The organism is Serratia sp. TMDUHS_CL (assembly GCF_037137105.1).
In the GTDB taxonomy this organism is placed as follows: Bacteria; Pseudomonadota; Gammaproteobacteria; order Enterobacterales; family Enterobacteriaceae; genus Serratia; species Serratia nevei.
Map to the genome: position 1 here is coordinate 73,668 of NZ_JBBBDV010000015.1, position 18,768 is coordinate 92,435.

Genomic DNA, 18,768 nt, shown 5'->3' on the forward strand with positions numbered 1-18,768 from the left:
CGCCATATTGTCTGTTTGTAGTGTAAAAAACCTGGGTTATGGTGGGTAACTTTGTCATGCAAACGTCATAAAACTGACATAAGATGCCCGGTTATCTTACGGCGCAAGCCCGATTACATCAGCGACAGCGAGACACATGACACAGACGACGGCCAATCAACATCCCCGAGATCGCATGCGCGGGCGCATCGACCGCGGCGTGCAGGCGGCAGTAACCGCCAGCGGGCTGATGGTGCTGATGACGTTGATGCTGATCTTCGTCTATTTGCTGTTTGCCGTGCTGCCGCTGTTCAAACCGGCCTCGCTCGGCCAGGCGCAGCCACTGCCGATCGCGGCGTCGGCCCCGGTGCTGGCGCTGGGCATGGACGTGCAGCAGCGCGTCGGTTACCGCATCGACGCGCAGGGCGCGGGGCAATTTTATCGCCTGACGCCGGCACCGAACGGCCAGCCCCAGGCGCCGCTGGCGCAGCAGACGCTGCTGGCCAAACCGGCGCTGCTTGCCCAGGCCGCCGGAGAGCGCGATCTGTTTGCGCTGGCGCAGGCCGACGGCCGGTTAGTGGTGACGCGCGCGGATTTCGCGACGGCGGAAAACGGCCGGCCGCAGTGGCTGTTCCCGCTCGGGCAGCAGCCGTTGGCGCTGGATCCGCAGCGCAAGCCGCTGAAACGGCTGTCGCTGGCGGATGCCCATCGCGGGCAGTATCTGCTGGCTGGGGTGACCGACGATCGGCGGCTGGTGTTCGGCCGTTTCAGCCCTGACCGGCCGCCGCAGTTCAGCGAGCGGCCGCTGGAACAGGATGCAGAACAACTGGTGCTGACGCCGGATGGCCGCCAGCTTTACCTGCTGACCGGCAACCGGCTGGCGCGTTATCAGATCGACGGCGCGCAGCTGCAGCTGCGTGAAACGCGTACCCTTGGCGAACATGCTCCGTATCAGATGACGGCGCTGCCCGGCGGCAGCGCGCTGTTGATCAAGGGCGCCGACGGCAATCTGCGCGAGTGGTTCGAAGTAGAAAAAGAGCAGCGCTGGCGCCTGACGCCGGTGCAGCATTTCGACCATGGCGCCGACGGGCAGGAGCTGACGGTGGCTGAGCCCTATCGCCGGGTGTTCGCCACCCTGCGGCCCGATGGCGGCTTCTCGCTGTTCTCCACCATTCAATCGCAGCCGCTGCTGAATACCCGTTTGGGCGCCGAGGTGCAGCAGATGGCGTTTGCGCCGCGCGGCGATGGCCTGCTGCTGGAGAGCGCGCAGGGCTGGCAGCGCTATGCGCTCGACAACCCGTATCCGGACGTTACCTGGCGTTCACTGTGGGGCAAGGTGTGGTATGAGAACTACCCGCAGCCGGCCTATGTTTGGCAGTCCACCTCCGGCGAAGACAGTTACCAACCCAAATTCAGCCTGATGCCGGTGATCTTCGGCACCTTCAAGGCGGCGGCTTACGCGATGCTGTTCGCTATTCCCCTGGCGCTGGCCGGCGCCATCTATACCGCTTACTTTATGACGCCGGGGCTGCGGCGGGTGATCAAACCGGCTATCGAAGTGATGGGCGCGCTGCCGACGGTGGTGATCGGGCTGGTGGCCGGCATTTGGCTGGCGCCGATCATCGAGCAGTATCTGTTGGCGGTGCTGGCGTTGCCGCTGCTGCTGGCGGCGGCGGTGCTGCTGTGCGGCGCGTTGACCCATCGCTTTATGCCGCGTTGCCGGCCGGGCGTCGATCTGCTGTTGCTGTTGCCGCTGCTGGCGTTGACGGTGTGGCTGGCGCTCAGCCTGGGGCCGCGGCTGGAGGTGGCGCTGTTCGGTGAGCCGCTGCATTTCTGGCTGGGGGATAATTACGACCAGCGCAATGCGCTGGTGGTGGGCGTGGCGATGGGCTTCGCGCTGGTGCCGATCATCTTCTCGCTGGCGGAGGACGCGTTGTTCAGCGTGCCGGCCACCCTGAGCCAGGGCTCTTTGGCGCTGGGCGCCACCCAATGGCAGACGGTGATCAAGGTGGTGCTGCCTTCCGCCAGCGCCGGCATTTTCTCCGCGCTGATGATCGGCTTTGGCCGCGCGGTGGGGGAAACCATGATCGTGCTGATGGCCACCGGCAATACGCCGATTATCGACGGCAGCCTGTTCCAGGGGCTGCGGGCGCTGGCGGCCAACATCGCCATCGAGATGCCGGAGGCGGTCTCCGGCAGCAGCCATTACCGCGTGCTGTTCCTGACCGCGCTGGTGCTGTTTGTCTTCACCTTCGTGTTCAACACGCTGGCGGAGGCGGTGCGCCTGCGGCTGCGCAAGCGCTACACGCCGAATCAGGAGGCACCATGAAGAACTGGGTGAAGAGCGGCTCGCCGTGGATTTGGCTGACCGCCGGTTCGGTGGCCGTCAGCCTGTTGGCGCTGATCGGCATTCTGTTGCTGCTGGCTGGGCAAGGGATGCGTTATTTCTGGCCGAGCCCGGTTTATCAGTTTGAGCTGAATCAGAACGGCGCCGGGCCAGTGACGGTGATCGGCGAGCTGTACCAGCAGCAAAGCATTTCGCGCCGCCAGCTGACGGAAGCGGGCGTGGCGCCGCCGGGCGAGGCGCAAAGCGTCGAACGCTATCTGATCAAGGTCGGTAACCGCGAGCGCGAGGGGCAGGATTTTCGCACGCTGCTGGCCAGCGACATCCGCAGCCAAAGCACGCCGCGCGGCCTGCTGGTACTGGAGCGCGACAGCCACGGTACCGCCTACGGCTATCTGGCGGGGCTGCTGGAGGATGGGCAACCGCTGACCGGCCGCAATCTGGGGCAGGCGTTGCAGCAGCGGCTGCCGCAAATCGCCGCGCTCTCGCGCCAGGCGCACGACATTCAATTCCGCGATATGGCGCGCATCAATCAACAGTTTGACGCGCTGCGGCTGCGGGAAAAGCGCCTGCAGCGCGACGATAAGCTGGACGCCCGTGCGCAGGACGCCATCAAGGCCGAGCGGCTGGAGTTACAGCGGCAATACCAGCTGCTGTCCGAACGCCTGACGGGGCTGAACCGCGATCGCCAGCGCGATGCGCTGCTGCTGCGCGACATGCACGGCCAGACGTTGACCATTCCGCTCAGCCAGGTGCGCGATGCCTGGTACCCGAACGCCATGAACACCACCGAGAAGCTGGCGCACTGGGGCGAGCAGGTGAAGAAGTTCCTCACCGACAGCCCGCGTGAGGCGAACACCGAAGGCGGGGTGTTCCCGGCCATTTTTGGCACGGTGTTGATGGTGATCCTGATGTCGATCGTGGTGATGCCGTTTGGCGTGATCGCGGCGGTATATCTACACGAGTATGCCGGCAACAATCTGCTGACGCGGGTGATCCGCATTGCGGTGGTCAACCTGGCCGGCGTGCCCTCGATCGTCTATGGCGTCTTCGGCCTCGGCTTTTTCGTTTATATGATAGGCGGCACGCTCGACCAGCTGTTCTATCCTGAATCCTTGCCCAACCCGACCTTCGGCACGCCCGGCGTGCTGTGGGCGGCGCTGACGCTGGCGCTGCTGACGTTGCCGGTGGTGATCGTCGCCACCGAGGAAGGGCTGTCGCGCATTCCCACCTCGCTGCGGCAGGGCTCGATGGCGCTGGGTGCCAGCCGGGCCGAGACGCTGTGGCGCATCGTGCTGCCGATGGCGGCGCCGGCGATGATGACCGGCCTGATTCTGGCGGTGGCGCGCGCCGCCGGGGAGACCGCGCCGCTGATGCTGGTGGGGGTAGTGAAATCGGTGCCGGTGCTGCCGGTGGACGAGATTTTCCCGTATCTGCACCTGGAGCGGAAGTTTATGCATTTGAGCTTCCAGATCTACGATATGGCATTCCAGAGCCCGAGCGTAGAGGCGGCGCGGCCGCTGGTGTTCGCCACCGCCTTCCTGCTGGTGACGATCGTGGTGAGTTTGAATCTGGCGGCGATGGGTATCCGCCATTCGTTGAGGGAGCGGTACCGAGCATGGTCGCAGTAACAATGACGCTATTTTTGGGGAGTGCGTAATGGGTTTGATGACGCCAGGCAGTTTGCCCCGGCTGGATGTCCAGCATCTCGACGATGAACAGACCGCGCTGGCGGTCAACGGCCTGAACCTGTTTTATGGCGATAAACAGGTGCTGCACGATATTTCGCTGCGTATCCCGAAGCACCGGGTGACGGCCCTGATCGGTCCCTCGGGCTGCGGTAAATCGACGCTGCTGCGCTGTTTCAACCGCATGAACGATCTGGTGGACAACTGCCGTATCGAGGGCGAGCTGCAGCTGAACGGCGCGGCGATCTCCGGGGCACAGATCGACGTGGCTGCGCTGCGGCGGCGGGTGGGCATGGTGTTCCAGCGGCCGAACCCGTTCCCGAAATCGATCTATGAAAACGTGGTGTATGGCCTCCGGCTGCAGGGCGTGCGCGACCGGCGCTTGCTGGATGAGGCGGTGGAGCGTTCGCTGCGCGCCGCCGCGCTGTGGCATGAGGTGAAGGATCGGCTGCGCGAAAATGCGTTCCGCTTGTCCAGCGGCCAGCAGCAGCGCCTGGTGATCGCGCGCGCCATCGCCATCGAGCCGGAGGTATTGCTGCTCGACGAGCCGACCTCGGCGCTGGATCCGATCTCCACGCTGACCATCGAAGAGCTGATTTCCGCGCTGAAACAGCGTTACAGCGTGGTGCTGGTGACGCACAACATGCAGCAGGCGGCGCGCGTCTCTGACTACACCGCGTTTATTCATCAGGGGCGGCTGGTAGAGTACAACGACACCGACGCCATTTTCACCTCGCCGCGCCAGCGCCGCACCGAGGATTATATTACCGGGCGGTATGGTTGAGTTCTGGGGGCGTTGCATACGGCGCCCCTTTTCCCGTTTTTGTGTTTCCTCCGATTATTCTCGCTAACACGGCAAGCACGTCTTTTCACTGGCTACATTAATAAAAATAATTCTCATTTGCATGGACGGAGCCAGCGAATTGTTTATAATTCGCCAATCTGTGTAAATCAGTGTAAATGGATGTGTTTGAATGTGTGCATGGAGGCTTGGCGCCTGGTCGCTATTATTAGCGCTTTGCAGCTCGGCGTGGTGCGCGGAAATCACCAGCCCTGCCGATCGCGACAGCATTACCCAACAGCAGAAATCGTTGCTGGAACAGGCACAGCAGCAACGCGAGGCGCTGCAAAATAACGTTGAACTGCCGGCGCTACCGCTGCCTGAGCCGGCCACCGCAGGGGCGGTTTGCCAACCGGTGCGGCAGATCGTTTTTCAGGGCGCCGAACATCTTTCCTGGTCGGTAAAAGAAAGCCTGGCCCGCCCGTATCAGGGGCGCTGCCTGACGCTGGAGCACATCAACCGTCTGGTGCGCGAAACCACCAATGCTTATCTGCAACGCGGCTATGTCACTTCGCAGGCCTGGCTGCAGGAGCAGGATATCTCCCGCGGCGTGTTGACCGTCAGCGCCAGCGAAGGGCGAATCGAGTCCATCACGCAGGGCGGCGAGCAGACGCTGGCGTTGAAGATGGCGTTTCCCGGTCTGGTTGGTGACGTATTGAATCTGCGCGATATCGAGCAGGGCATGGAGCAGCTCAACCGCCTGCCGTCACAACAGGTGACTATCGATATTCAACCTGGCGAACAACCCGGCTTTTCCAAAGTGGTTTTGCTGCGCGGTGCCACGCGCGCACCGGTCTCTTTCTCTTTCGGCGCCGATAACAGCGGCCAGAAAAGCACCGGCACCGGGCAGATGAACGCCGCCTTCTCGCTGGATAATCCGCTGCGTCTCGCCGATCAATGGTCGCTTTCCGCAGCGCGCAATAACGATTTCAGCCCGCATCATCGCAGCCGCAGCCTGAACGGCAGCGTCACCTTACCCTATGGCTATTGGCTGTTCAGCTACCAGTACGCCTGGAACGATTTTTTCCAGCAGGTGCCGTTCAGCGGTGCCGCTTACCGCTATCAGGGCAATAACCAGACCCAGCGTCTGGGCGCCAACCGCACGTTGCTGCGGGATGGCAAACGTAAGCTGGCCGTCGATATCGGGCTGGCGCGGCGCACCACGGAAAATAAGCTGGCGGGGGAACGGTTGGGCGTCAGCAGCCCGACGCTCAGCATCGCCAGTCTGGGCCTTAATTACAGTGCGGTCGCGGGCGGCGGCTATATGACGCTGAACCCGACGGTAAGCCGCGGGCTGCGCATGCTGGGCGCTACCGCCGACGATCCGGAGCGCGACGGAGCGCCGCGCAGCGAGTTCCGCAAGCTTGGTCTCAGCGCCAGCTATTTCTATCCGCTCGCCCCCTCTCTCTACTACCTGACCTCGGCCTACGTACAAACCAGCGCAGACAACCTGTATGCCGGCGAGCGCATTTCCATCGGTGGGCAATACTCGGTGCGTGGCTTTAAAGAGCAGTACCTGACCGGCAATCGCGGAGCCTACTGGCGCAATGAACTCAACTGGCAATGGCAGACCTTGCCGGGGCTGGGGGAGCTCTCTTTGACCGGCGCGTTAGACGCCGGCTGGCTGCGGGGGCGCGCCGGGCAGATCGACGGTGGCAACGTCGCCGGCGCGGCGCTGGGTGCCACGTTAAGCGGCCGTTGGTTCAATCAGGCGATCACCGTCGGTAAACCGCTGACGCACCCAGACAGCCTGCAACCGGATCGTTGGGTGGCCTACTGGCAAGCCACCGTCACCTTATAACGCCAGCACACAGCAGGAGCGCCTCGGCGTTCAAAACAACATCCTTTCGAAGGAATGAATATGGATAAGCTCAACCCTCCGTTGGCGCGGGGCGCCAGCTATTTGCTGATCTACCTGACGGCTTTCCAGCCGTTGCACCCGGCGTTTGCCGCCGGCATTACCGCTGCCAACGGCAATACGCAGGTGGTTATCAAGCCGGGCGACGTGCCGGTGGTGAATATCGCCACGCCGAACGGTGCGGGCATCTCGCACAACACCTATAAAGATTTCAACGTTGGGCCACAGGGCGCCGTATTGAATAACGCCACGCACGGCGGCAAAACGCAGCTGGGCGTGGAAATCTACAGCGCGCAGGGCAACACCTACCTGAAGGGAAAGCCGGCGGAGTTGATCATCAACGAGGTGATCGGCGGCAGTCGTTCCGAGCTTCAGGGCAAACTCGAGGTATTCGGCAACAAGGCCAACGTGATGATCGCCAACCCGAATGGCATCACCTGCGACGGCTGCGGCTTTATCAACGCGCCGGGCGTGACGTTAACCACCGGCAAACCGCAGTTCGACAAGCAGGGCGCGCTGGAAGCGCTGGAGGTGAAAAAAGGCGGCGTCACCATCGGCGGCAAAGGGCTGGACGGCAGCGGCGCCGACTATGTCGATATCATCAGCCGCGCCACCGAGCTGAACGGCAAAATCAATGCGCAAAATCTGTCGCTGACCCAGGGCGCCAACCGCATTAGCTTCAAGGACGGCAGCATCAAACCGATCGCCGGTGAAGGCGCTAAGCCCCAACTGGCGGTGGATACCAAAGCGCTGGGCGGCATGTACGCCAACAAAATCCGCCTGGTGGCCAACGAGGATGGGGTGGGGGTGAACCTGAAAGACCTCACCAGCAAACAGCGGGATATTACGCTGAGCGTTAACGGTAACCTGGTGCTTAACGGCACCACGCACAGCAAAGGTGACCTCAATGTCAGCGCCAAGGGATTGCACATTACGCGGGGTGCTGTCGTGCAGGCGGACGGCAACGCCACGTTGGCGACGACGACGCTGGTGAATGACGGGCAAACCAGCACCAGTGGCGATATGCGTATCTTTGGCGACCATATCCGCAACGCGGGGGAAAACGCCAAGCTGCACGCCAATAAAAATATGTGGATCCAAAAGGATGCGCAGGGCAACAAGGCTAAATCCGTCGAGAACCGTTCGGCGAAAATCCTGACCAACAGTGGCGATTTGGTGATACGCACGGAGAGTTTGAACAATGTGAGGCAAGAGGTTCAAGCCGTTTGGAAAAGTACTCCCGGTAACTCCAAAGCGTTCAATAAATCCTTGGTGGGAAGTTATTACGACTCGCGGCAAGGTGTTGACGCTATTGTGCTGTTGGAACCTGAACTGAAGGACTTTGGCATCGGCAGTTGGTTTGGCGAAATTAACCTGTCGAAAGGCGACAAGGTTAATGTGGGGAAAGACGAGTATCTCCTGGTGAAATCACAGGCGCCGGGAGTGATAAATTCAGGCAACAACGCTTATATCAACGCGACAACGCTATGGAACGATCAGTCGAATATCAGCGCGGCCAAAGATCTGATCCTGACGGGGAATGATTTTACCGTAAAGAGCATTCAACTCGGTCAGAAAGATCGGTACTGGCGCCTGGGAACGAACACGTTTGGCGTTGGGGAGTTTGCCCGTGACGAAGATGCGCCTCCCGGAGATTGGGATCTGCTGTATGTTACGGAAAAAGCCCCTTATACCAAGCAGCAGGAGCTTGTTGTCTGGCAAGCAAAGGGGCAGCAACAATCATCGATTACCGCCGGCAATAATCTCACTGCGGATTTTAAAAATAAGATAGAAATCAGTACACCGACGCCGGCGGGAAATCAGCTTAGTGAAGTGGTGGCTTCGGGGCGGCCTGACTCGCTGGCAGCTCACAATATTGTGCTGCATGCGGGGCGCGTCATCAGTACCGATAAAATAAACGCGCGTAACGACCTGACTGTGGTTGCCGACGATGTGTTTTACACCGACGGTGCTGAGCTGACTGCCGGCAAGAATCTGAACGTTGCAGCAGTGAATGAGCTGGATGCCCGTCAAAGCTATCTGAAAGGACATAATGTCACTTTGACCAGCCGCAATGGCAACGTCAAAGTGCACACTGTACCTAGCCCGCGCTATTTCGGAATCGATGGTGCCCGCTGGCTGAGCCAATTGAATGCTGCCGGGGACTTAACCTTAAATGCCGGGCAAGGTATTTATCTACGTAACACGCACTTCGCGCCGCAAAGCCAAAATATTGCAATGACAGCGAACGGCACGGTTTCGATTGTCAGAAATGACGAGGCGTTGGATAACGACCGCTTAACGCAGAATTTATCTCCTGAACAACGACAAACGCAGTTCAACCAGCTGCTGAATGCCGGACAGTTGAACGCCAGTGGTTCAGTGCTGCTCAACAGCGGCGGTTATCTGGCGCTGCGCGGGACGCACATTAAAGCAGGCAAAGATGTCACGCTGTTGGCCGGCCATAATGCCGATCTGAACTATCGTGAATTGGGGGGGCAATTTAGTCGCTTTTTCCCCTCTTCTCGCACGCCTGAACTGGGTAGCCGGGTACACGCCGGCGGCAATTTACTGATTAACTCGGCCCGCGACATTGGCACCCAGGGCGGCGCGCTTTCCGCTAACGGCAACATCACGCTGTTGGCAGGACAAAATATGTGGTTATCGAATGTTGCCTATTCCGCTATCGATGCCGCCAACGACAACAACAAAGACGAGCGCCATGTGGTCACCGCCCTCAGCGCCGGGAAAAACCTGACCGCGTCGGCGAACAACCAACTGCTGACTTACGGCGCCAAGCTGACCTCCGGCGCCAACATGACGCTGACTTCCGGCAGCGATATGCGCTTCGAGGCGGTGCAAAACCACACTTACCGTGAGGGCGGCAACGAATTTACCGAAACTCGCACCCAGCAAGGTACCGAGCTGAATGCCGGTGGCCTGATGACGGTGATTTCCGGCGGCAGCATTCTGTTCCAAGCGACCAAGCTGGTGGTTAAAGGATTAGGGGCGAACTGGAAATCACCGGTAGCGGTGACGGATTGGGGAAGCCGGATAGCCATTGCCGAGCAGCAGCTTCGAAATACGCAGCAGCAAATTAATCAGGCACTGCAGGCAAAAACAAATGCTGAACATATTGTTACGCAAAGAATTTCGTTCGTTCAGCAAGCAGAGGCTGCCGTCAGAGATGCTGAGGAAAGGCGGGATGAGTTTATGCGTAATAACCCACCTCACGAATATGGCAGTGGTTGGTCTGCTGAAGTAGGGAGTTGGGATAAATTCGTAGCACAGCGTGAAGGAGAACTTAGTGCTGCAAGAAGTAGTCTGGCTGCTGCTCGAAATGATGTCACGCAGGCAGAGCAGCGAATTAATCAAGGCAACAAAACAAAAAACGAGGCACAAAACCAGCTGACCGCTGCGCGCCAGGAAGCCCAAAGCAAAGGCATTGACGAGGCCAAACAAAAAGCTCAGGTCGACGCCCACAACCAGGCTGAAGCCATGCGCGCCGGCAATATGGATATCGCCGCCAAGGGTGGTTATCTCTACGCTCAGGCGATGGAGGAGTCCAGCCACTACGAGAAAAAGGAAACCAAGCGCAAATGGTGGGGCAAGAAAACCGAGGTTAAGCAGACCCGCCATGACGTGACCAACAAGGTTACCGAGTTTACCGCCGCCGGCAATATCACGCTGATGAGCCGCGACGACAGCACCTATGAAGCCAGCAAAATCGCCGCCGGGCAAAACGCGCGCCTGACCAGCTCCCGTGGCCAGGTTAACTTCCGCGCGGTGAAAAACACCTCTTTCGAACAGACCGTCAGCAATTCGAAAGGCTTCTTTATCAAGCAGGCCAATAAAGGATACGAAGACAATAAGTGGGTGCTGCCGAGCATCCATACCGGTGGCGCCTTGACCGTAGAGGCCGCCAAGGGCGTCAGCGCCGATGTGAAGGTGAAAAACGGCCAGGCGCTGCAAAGCGCCATCGACGCCCTGGGCAATACGCCGGGCACCACCTGGGTCAAAGATCTGAACAAGCGCAACGACGTGCAGTGGAGCAAGGTCAAAGACGCTTACGATAGCTGGGATTACAAGAGCCAGCACCTGAACCCGGCGGTGGCGGCGGTGATCGCCATCGCAGCAGCGGCGGTGACCGCAGGCAGTTCATTGGCGGCCACGGCGGCCTCCAGCGTTTCCGGCGCCGTGGGCGGCGGGGCGGTAACCAGCGGCGCGGTCACGGCCGGGATGTCTTCGCTGGCCTCCCAGGCGGCGGTGGCGCTGGTGGAGAACCAGGGCAACCTGTCAAAAACCCTGCAGGCGCTGGGCAGCAATGAAAACGTCAAGGCGACCGCCACGGCGATGGCGATCGGCGGCGCGCTCAACGGCTTCGACAGCGCGATGGGCTGGAGCAAGGACGCGGCGGGCAAACCGCTTAACCCGAACAACGTCAAACTGCCGCAGCTGAGCAACGGCGATTGGAGCAAGGTGGCGCAGCGGGTGGCCGGGCAATCGGTTATCAGCTCCAGCCTGAATACCGCCATCAATGGTGGCAGCTTCAAAGACAACTTGACCAATGCGCTGCTGGCGAACATCGGCAGCCAGGTTCAGGCCGAGGGCGCCAACCTGATTGGGGATAACGGCGACGTTCTGGGGGCGGACGGGAAGTCAGTCAGCCATGCGGTTGTGGCAGGCATCGCTGCGGAAATCGGGCGCGGCGACGGTAAAGGGGCTGCTGCCGGGGCGCTGGCAGCGGAGCTGGCCGGCGTCGTGATGCAGAGCACGCTGTTTGAACCGGCCAATCTCAACGAAAAGGAACGCCAGCTCTACCGTCTGCAGGAAGCGTTAAACGGCAATGAAGTAAAAGAGCAAACGGCACGAGTGATCGGGGCTTTGACCGGGGCGTTGACAACGCATACGCCGGAAGGCGCCTACAGTGCTGCGGACAGCGCACAGTCGGTTTATCGCTACAACATGACCGAACATATGTTGATGCAGTATGCGCTGGATAATCAGAAAGATATTTTGGCCGCTGATAAAGGTGATGTTGCTGCGGCAAAACGTGTTGTGGCTCGCCGAGAGGCTGCCGCAATAGTGGCGACCGTAGGTGGCGGCGGTCTGGTACTTACTGCGGGGGGAATGACGCTGGTGGGAGCTGCGCCAGAATTGGTTCTGGCTGCACGATTGGCAATTGCCGGCTGTAAAACCAACCCCGCGCTTTGCCTGAACCAGGCCGGTATTTATGCGGCAGATATTGTGACACCAGAGGCGATTATTGGTACTGGCGCCGTAACCACCGGCAGCACATTGATTCTGGGGAAAACCGAAGACAGCGTGAGGAAGTTGAGCCGACAGCTGGTGAACGCTTCCGATGAACTATACAAAACAAAAACGTTCAACACTCAGCCGGTTGCCGATTTTATCAAAGGAGAAACGGCAGCCGGGGCGAATCTGTCGACTAAAACGGCAGATTATCTACGGGACATGCAGAAGGTTAACACTAACCAGTTGGTCAAGGTGTTTGACCCGAAACAGAACGAAAGTAAGCTGAATGTGTTTGGTCAGCAGTTCGAGCAGGTTATGGGCGAAGGTGGAAGCAATAAATATGGAACAACCAAGGTTTTTGCGACAGGAAAACTGTCAAGACAAGAAATCATCGACTACGCTCAGTCGCTAGCTGGAACGGTACCATTGGAAGAGAAGAAAACTCCGAAAGGCATGGTTTACTTTGCAAAAAAAGATGGAATGGTTATCAATCTTAGAGATTTTTCCAAAAGTGAGGATAGCACAAAGGCTCGATGGACGATTGAAATTATAAAAAATGAACAACTCAATAATCTACAGGGAAAAGTTAAAAAACCTATTGAAATTAAATTTAGGTAACTCATATGAAAATTACAGCTGAGGAATTTCTCGAATACAAGAATGCCTTAGAAGGTCATTCGATGAATGCTATCTGGCATGTGACTCTACCAGAGTGTTATGGCGAGGAACCAAGTTTTAGTCAAAGAAAATCATTTTTCTTTCAACTATTACAGATGCTACTTGAAGATGGGAAAATTAGGTTGGCTTCTCATGGTAAGTATCTTCGAGGCAGCACTAGTGAGCAAATATCGCTATTTAAACATGTTTTCCCCAAAAATCAGGAGGAAATGGATGCCGATGCCTTCGACGGATTCTGGTTTCTGACAGAGGAATGCCCCGGCGGCATCGTCTGGATCCATGACAGCGGCTACGAAGATTGGACCTGATCCGCACACAGAAACGGCTCTTCGCAGCCGTTTCTTTTTTTTAACGTCCCCGCCTCGAAACCCGCAACACCACCCCCACCAACAGCAGCGCGGCCCCCGAGGCATAGAGCGGGAACCAGCGCGTCCACCAGAGCGGGGAAAATAGCGGGGTGCTATTGGGATCTGCAGGCGCGTAGCCGCTATAGGTATTCAGACCGGCGGCGATGGCGAGCATCGCCAGGCCGATAAAAAGCAGCAGGTTTGAGACGGTTGTCATGGCATTTTTCCTTTGTAGAGGCAGAGGGTAACTCTTACTATCACTATTAATTATTGTTCGATTAATTATCTCGGATGAATATTATTTATTTCCGCATTCATCAGGCTATTTCCTGACGATAAAATAACATCCATTAATACTAGTCGCTTATTTTCCAATAAAAAACCCGCTTTCGCGGGTTTTCACTTTTTTCTCGCGAATTGTCACTTCACCAGCGGCTTATCATTGGGCGTTTTGAACTTCGCCAGATATTGCGGCTGGAAGATGCACATGCGCAGCACGGTGCGGTATTCGCCGTTGACGAAGAACTCGTCGATCAGCTCGCCTTCCACGTTGAATCCCAGCTTGCTGTAGATGTGGATCGCCTTCGGGTTCTCCTTGTCGACGATCAGGTACAGCTTGTACAGGTTCAGCACCGAGAAGCCATAGTCCATTGCCAGACGGGCGGCGGTGCTGGCGTAGCCTTTGCCCTGGTGGGCGGGATCGATGATGATCTGGAACTCTGCGCGGCGGTGGATGTGATCGATCTCCACCAGCTCCACCAGGCCGACCTTGGCGCCTTCGTGCTCGATGATAAAGCGGCGCTCGCTCTGATCGTGGATGTGTTTATCGTAGAGATCGGAAAGCTCGACAAAGGCTTCGTAGGGTTCTTCAAACCAATAGCGCATAACGCTGGCGTTGTTGTCCATCTGGTGGACGAACGACAGATCGTCCCGTTCCAATGGGCGTAACCTGACGCTGGCAGTGCTGGACATGTGGGCTCCTCTGTGCCGTGAAATTGTGCAAAGTATAACTTCACAGAATGGATGAAGGCGAAAAAAAACGGCGCCGCATGGGCACCGTTTAGGCAAGGTTCAGGCTGCGCGCATCAGTCGGCGGCGTGACCCTGCTCAGGCAGGCGTTCGCCGTCCAGCCAGGCGGCGCCATCGCGCATCGCCAGGCGGCCGTCGACGAACCAGCTCACCACCAGCGGATAGATCGTGTGTTCCTGGGTTTGCACCCGTTCAACCACGTCATCCTCTTCGTCGTCAGCGAAAATCGGCACCTTGGCCTGCAAAATCACCGGGCCGCCGTCGAGCTGTTCGGTCACGAAGTGCACTGAGGTGCCGTGTTCGCTGTCGCCGTTGTCGATGGCCTGACGGTGGGTATGCAGCCCCGGATATTTCGGCAGCAGGGAAGGGTGGATGTTCAGCAGGCGGCCGGCATAACGCTGCACGAACTGCGGGCTGAGGATGCGCATGTAGCCGGCCAGCACTACCAGATCGGGCTGGTACTGGTCGATAGCATCCGCCAACGCGGCGTCGAACGCCGCGCGATCGGCGTAAGCCTTGGCATCCAACGCCTGGGCGGCGATGCCGGCCGCCTCGGCGCGCTGCAGGCCATAAGCCTGCGCCTTGTTGCTGAACACCGCCACGATCTCGGCGGTGATGCGGCCCTGCTGGCAGGCGTCAATCAGCGCCTGGAGATTGCTCCCCTGGCCGGAGACCAACACCACGATCTTTTTCATCAGTTGATGACCACTTGTTGTTCGTCGGAAGAGGCGGTCAGTTTACCGATTTTCCACGCTTTTTCACCTGCTGCGGTCAGCAGCGCGATGGCCGCTTCCACTTCGGCTTCCGGCAGGGCGATGACCATGCCTACGCCGCAGTTGAAGGTGCGGTACATTTCATGACGGCTGACGTTACCGGCCTGCTGCAGCCAGGTGAACACCGCCGGCCACTGCCAGCTGGCTTCGTCGATCACCGCCTGCATGCCTTCCGGCAGCACGCGTGGAATGTTTTCCCAGAAGCCGCCGCCGGTGAGGTGAGCGATGGCGTGGACGTCCGCCTTCTCGATCAGCTCCAGCACGGACTTCACGTAAATCTTGGTCGGCGCCAGCAGGTGGTCGGCCAGCGGTTTGCCTTCCAGCTGGGTAGCGGTCGGATCGGTGTTGCTCACTTCCAGGATTTTACGCACCAGCGAGTAGCCGTTGGAGTGCGGGCCGGAAGCGCCCAGGGCGATCAGCGCGTCGCCGGACTGCACTTTGCTGCCGTCGATGATCTCGGATTTTTCGACCACGCCGACGCAGAAACCGGCCACGTCGTAATCTTCGCCGTGGTACATGCCCGGCATTTCAGCGGTTTCGCCGCCCACCAGCGCACAGCCGGACTGTTTGCAGCCTTCGGCGATGCCGGTGATCACGCTGGCCGCGGTGTCCACATCCAGCTTGCCGGTCGCGTAGTAGTCGAGGAAGAACAGCGGCTCGGCGCCCTGAACCACCAGATCGTTGACGCACATCGCCACCAGATCGATGCCGATGGTGTCGTGGCGTTTCAGATCCATCGCCAGACGCAGCTTGGTGCCCACGCCGTCGGTACCGGAAACCAGCACCGGCTCGCGGTATTTCTGCGGCAACGCACACAGGGCGCCAAACCCGCCCAGACCGCCCATCACTTCCGGGCGACGGGTCTGTTTAACTACACCTTTGATGCGGTCTACCAATGCGTTGCCTGCATCGATATCGACACCTGCGTCTTTATAGCTGAGAGAGGTTTTGTCGGTCACTGCGCGATTCCCCACGACGGTTTGCGGTTTGAAAACTGTGCTTCCGATGTTGATTCCGGAATAAGGCGCGGCAATTCTAACAGCGCAGGCAAACGTTTGCGAGCGGCTTGTGAACCGGCTCCGCTTTTTCGTCATCTATACTGATATTCAAACTTTTGTTGATCCCGATCGGGCTATTGTGGGTGGCGCGGCGAAAAAAAGGAGGTATAATCCCGCGATTTTTTTGGCCGCAACCACCTTAATAGGAGAAAAATGATGAAGATCGTTGAGGTGAAACACCCGCTGGTAAAACACAAGCTTGGCCTGATGCGCGAAAATGACATCAGCACCAAACGCTTCCGTGAGCTGGCCTCAGAAGTGGGTAGTTTACTGACCTATGAAGCGACCGCCGATCTGGAGACGGAAAAAGTCACCATCGAAGGCTGGTGCGGGCCAGTTGAAGTGGATCAGATCAAAGGGAAAAAGATTACCGTAGTGCCGATCCTGCGCGCAGGCCTGGGCATGATGGAAGGGGTGCTAGAGCACGTGCCGAGCGCGCGCATCAGCGTGGTGGGCGTTTATCGCGACGAAGAAACCCTGGAGCCGGTGCCGTACTTCCAGAAGCTGGTTTCCAACATCGAAGAGCGCATGGCGTTGGTCGTTGACCCGATGCTGGCCACCGGCGGTTCGATGATCGCCACTATCGATCTGCTGAAGAAAGCCGGCTGCCACAGCATCAAGGTGCTGGTCCTAGTGGCGGCGCCGGAAGGCATCGCCGCGCTAGAGAAAGCGCACCCGGACGTTGAGCTGTACACCGCCTCCATCGATCAGTGCCTGAACGACAAGGGCTACATCGTGCCTGGCCTGGGTGACGCGGGCGACAAAATATTTGGTACCAAGTAAACATTTGAGCCGACTTAACGAGTCGGCTTTTTTTTGACTAAAACCTATAAAACCAATAAACCGAGGAAAAGCACACATGACCCGTCGCGCCATCGGCGTCAGCGAGCGCCCGCCGCTGCTCCAGACCATTCCGCTCAGCTTCCAGCACCTGTTCGCCATGTTCGGCGCCACCGTGCTGGTGCCTATCCTGTTCAAGATCAACCCGGCGACCGTGCTGCTGTTCAACGGCATCGGCACGCTGCTGTATCTGTTCATCTGTAAAGGCAAGATCCCGGCCTACCTCGGTTCCAGCTTCGCGTTTATCTCGCCGGTGCTGCTGCTGTTGCCGCTCGGTTATGAAGTGGCGTTGGGCGGTTTCATCATGTGCGGCGTGCTGTTCTGCCTGGTGGCGCTGATCGTGAAAAAGGCCGGCACCGGCTGGCTGGACGTGATGTTCCCGCCGGCGGCGATGGGGGCGATCGTCGCCGTCATCGGGCTGGAGCTGGCGGGCGTGGCGGCCAACATGGCGGGGCTGCTACCGGCGGAAGGTACCAGCGCCGACTCGACCACCATCACCATTTCGCTGGTGACGCTGGCGGTCACGGTGCTCGGCTCGGTGCTGTTCCGCGGCTTCCTGGCAATTATCCCGATCCTGATCGGCGTGCTGGTGGGCTATGCGCTGTCGTTCTTCATGGGCGTGGTGGATTTGACCCCGATCCGCGAGGCGCACTGGTTCGCGCTGCCGACCTTCTACACCCCGCGCTTTGAGTGGTTCGCCATCTTCACCATTCTGCCGGCGGCGCTGGTGGTGATTGCCGAGCACGTCGGCCACTTGGTGGTGACCGCCAACATCGTGAAAAAAGACCTGATCCGCGATCCGGGGCTGCACCGTTCGATGTTCGCCAACGGTATCTCGACGGTGTTCTCCGGCTTCTTCGGTTCCACGCCGAACACCACCTACGGCGAGAACATCGGCGTGATGGCCATCACCAAGGTCTACAGCACCTGGGTGATCGGTGGCGCGGCGGTGCTGGCTATCCTGCTGTCCTGCATCGGCAAGCTGGCGGCGGCGATCCAGGCGGTGCCGGTGCCGGTGATGGGCGGCGTTTCGCTGCTGCTGTACGGCGTGATCGGCGCCTCGGGCATTCGCGTGCTGATCGAGTCCAAAGTGGATTACAACAAGGCACAAAATCTGATTCTGACCTCGGTGATCCTGATCATCGGCGTGAGCGGCGCCAAGGTGCATATCGGCGCGGCGGAGCTGAAAGGCATGGCGCTGGCGACCATCGTCGGCATTGGCCTGAGCCTGCTGTTCAAGGTCATCAGCCTGTTCCGCAAGGAAGAAGAGGTGCTCGACGCGCCGGACGAACCGGCGGGGCAGAAGTAACGAAAAGGGCAGCCCAGGGGCTGCCCTTTTTATTCGTGTTTCTGCATTATATCCGTTGGGATAAAGTAGCTGATAGCATTAACAACATCGGTTAAAAGGAAAGAGGGTATGGAGTACTACGGCTATATTTTGCTCAAATTTGTGATTGGCTTTGTCATTGTTATCACCCACCTGAATCTGTCGGGAAAGACCCAGCTATCGCAGATGACCCCAGTGGATTTTATCGGTAACTTTGTGCTCGGGGGCATTATTGGGGGCGTTATCTATAGCGACAGCATCCCTTTGTACCAGTATGTCGTTGTATTACTTATCGGAGTAGGACTAATTTCTCTGTTGAATGCAATCAGTAAACATTGCAACTTCTTTCGTTCGGTCACTATAGGCAACCCGATACCAATTATAAAAAACGGCCGCTTTTTGATGGAAAATATTTTAGCCAAGAAAAATAAAATCGACATCTTGAACGTTTCCTCACAGCTGCATGCGCAGGGGATTCACGCCTTTCAGGAGATTGTCTATGCGCAAATTGAGCCGGGCGGTCAGATAACTGCGGTATGCGAGGGAAATGAACTGCCTTCAGTTATCATTATGAAAAATGGCAGGGCCAGGCCTTATGAGCTGCAGGAGATTAGTAAAGATGAGGAGTGGTTGAACCAAACTATCCGTGAACATGGCATAGAGCCGAAAGATATTTTTATTGCTGAGTTTTGGGACGGTAGGACAGCATTCATTCTTAATGACGGACGTATAGTTAAATAGTGAAAAAGG

13 protein-coding genes are annotated in these 18,768 nt (G+C 58.4%); 9 read left to right on the forward strand and 4 right to left on the reverse strand.

The annotated features are described in order from the left end of the window. The first annotated feature begins 136 nt into the window (after positions 1-136). The 6 genes from WCL58_RS22185 (at position 137) to WCL58_RS22210 (ending at position 12,952) form a co-directional block, all read left to right on the forward strand. On the forward strand, positions 137-2,308 hold the full coding sequence (locus WCL58_RS22185) for an ABC transporter permease subunit (RefSeq protein ID WP_336851611.1): 2,172 nt from the start codon (positions 137-139) through the stop codon (positions 2,306-2,308). Continuing rightward, a complete protein-coding gene (pstA, locus tag WCL58_RS22190) occupies positions 2,305-3,954 on the forward strand; it encodes a phosphate ABC transporter permease PstA (RefSeq protein WP_060424845.1) in 1,650 nt (549 codons plus the stop codon). Before WCL58_RS22185 ends, pstA begins: the two co-directional genes overlap by 4 nt. 28 nt (positions 3,955-3,982) lie before the next feature. Then, complete coding sequence (pstB, locus tag WCL58_RS22195; protein ID WP_004941613.1) at positions 3,983-4,795, forward strand: phosphate ABC transporter ATP-binding protein PstB; 813 nt, start codon at positions 3,983-3,985, stop codon at positions 4,793-4,795. 190 nt (positions 4,796-4,985) lie between these two features. Continuing rightward, on the forward strand, positions 4,986-6,653 hold the full coding sequence (locus WCL58_RS22200) for a ShlB/FhaC/HecB family hemolysin secretion/activation protein (protein ID WP_336851612.1): 1,668 nt from the start codon (positions 4,986-4,988) through the stop codon (positions 6,651-6,653). A gap of 60 nt (positions 6,654-6,713) precedes the next feature. Continuing rightward, a complete protein-coding gene (locus WCL58_RS22205; RefSeq protein WP_336851613.1) occupies positions 6,714-12,584 on the forward strand; it encodes a DUF637 domain-containing protein in 5,871 nt (1,956 codons plus the stop codon). Positions 12,585-12,589: 5 nt separating this feature from the next. After that, positions 12,590-12,952 carry a DUF596 domain-containing protein gene (locus WCL58_RS22210; RefSeq protein WP_047730111.1) on the forward strand — a complete coding sequence of 121 codons (363 nt, stop codon included), beginning with the start codon at positions 12,590-12,592 and terminating at the stop codon, positions 12,950-12,952. Positions 12,953-12,992: 40 nt separating this feature from the next. Here the strand turns inward: WCL58_RS22210 and WCL58_RS22215 are convergent, their stop codons facing one another. The 4 genes from WCL58_RS22215 to purM all read right to left on the reverse strand — a co-directional run bounded on the left by WCL58_RS22215 (position 12,993) and on the right by purM (position 15,752). Next, entirely contained in the window at positions 12,993-13,208 is a 216-nt protein-coding gene (locus tag WCL58_RS22215; RefSeq protein ID WP_336851614.1) for a hypothetical protein, read from the reverse strand. 203 nt (positions 13,209-13,411) lie between these two features. Then, positions 13,412-13,963 (reverse strand): spermidine N1-acetyltransferase, encoded by a 552-nt coding sequence (gene speG / locus WCL58_RS22220; protein WP_004941631.1) that lies wholly within the window; start codon positions 13,961-13,963, stop codon positions 13,412-13,414. A gap of 113 nt (positions 13,964-14,076) precedes the next feature. Next, positions 14,077-14,715 carry a phosphoribosylglycinamide formyltransferase gene (purN, locus tag WCL58_RS22225; RefSeq protein WP_084827288.1) on the reverse strand — a complete coding sequence of 213 codons (639 nt, stop codon included), beginning with the start codon at positions 14,713-14,715 and terminating at the stop codon, positions 14,077-14,079. Then, complete coding sequence (gene purM / locus WCL58_RS22230; protein ID WP_025303843.1) at positions 14,715-15,752, reverse strand: phosphoribosylformylglycinamidine cyclo-ligase; 1,038 nt, start codon at positions 15,750-15,752, stop codon at positions 14,715-14,717. The genes purN and purM overlap by 1 nt, the downstream gene beginning before the upstream one ends. Before the next feature lie 255 nt (positions 15,753-16,007). On the opposite strand from purM, the gene upp reads away from it, so the two are divergent. The 3 genes from upp to WCL58_RS22245 all read left to right on the forward strand — a co-directional run bounded on the left by upp (position 16,008) and on the right by WCL58_RS22245 (position 18,759). Continuing rightward, complete coding sequence (upp, locus tag WCL58_RS22235; protein WP_004941642.1) at positions 16,008-16,634, forward strand: uracil phosphoribosyltransferase; 627 nt, start codon at positions 16,008-16,010, stop codon at positions 16,632-16,634. 76 nt (positions 16,635-16,710) lie between these two features. Further along, entirely contained in the window at positions 16,711-18,000 is a 1,290-nt protein-coding gene (uraA, locus tag WCL58_RS22240; protein ID WP_187322664.1) for a uracil permease, read from the forward strand. Between the two features lie 108 nt (positions 18,001-18,108). Beyond that, positions 18,109-18,759 (forward strand): DUF421 domain-containing protein, encoded by a 651-nt coding sequence (locus WCL58_RS22245; protein WP_019452427.1) that lies wholly within the window; start codon positions 18,109-18,111, stop codon positions 18,757-18,759. The last annotated feature ends 9 nt before the right edge of the window (positions 18,760-18,768 follow it).

Bases quoted from the DNA above. Each gene is read 5' to 3' on its own strand.
- WCL58_RS22185 (WP_336851611.1), top strand. From the start codon at position 137: ATGACACAGACGACGGCCAATCAACATCCCCGAGATCGCATGCGCGGG.
- pstA (WP_060424845.1), top strand. From the start codon at position 2,305: ATGAAGAACTGGGTGAAGAGCGGCTCGCCGTGGATTTGGCTGACCGCC.
- pstB (WP_004941613.1), top strand. From the start codon at position 3,983: ATGGGTTTGATGACGCCAGGCAGTTTGCCCCGGCTGGATGTCCAGCAT.
- WCL58_RS22200 (WP_336851612.1), top strand. From the start codon at position 4,986: ATGTGTGCATGGAGGCTTGGCGCCTGGTCGCTATTATTAGCGCTTTGC.
- WCL58_RS22205 (WP_336851613.1), top strand. From the start codon at position 6,714: ATGGATAAGCTCAACCCTCCGTTGGCGCGGGGCGCCAGCTATTTGCTG.
- WCL58_RS22210 (WP_047730111.1), top strand. From the start codon at position 12,590: ATGAAAATTACAGCTGAGGAATTTCTCGAATACAAGAATGCCTTAGAA.
- WCL58_RS22215 (WP_336851614.1), bottom strand. From the start codon at position 13,208: ATGACAACCGTCTCAAACCTGCTGCTTTTTATCGGCCTGGCGATGCTC.
- speG (WP_004941631.1), bottom strand. From the start codon at position 13,963: ATGTCCAGCACTGCCAGCGTCAGGTTACGCCCATTGGAACGGGACGAT.
- purN (WP_084827288.1), bottom strand. From the start codon at position 14,715: ATGAAAAAGATCGTGGTGTTGGTCTCCGGCCAGGGGAGCAATCTCCAG.
- upp (WP_004941642.1), top strand. From the start codon at position 16,008: ATGAAGATCGTTGAGGTGAAACACCCGCTGGTAAAACACAAGCTTGGC.
- uraA (WP_187322664.1), top strand. From the start codon at position 16,711: ATGACCCGTCGCGCCATCGGCGTCAGCGAGCGCCCGCCGCTGCTCCAG.
- WCL58_RS22245 (WP_019452427.1), top strand. From the start codon at position 18,109: ATGGAGTACTACGGCTATATTTTGCTCAAATTTGTGATTGGCTTTGTC.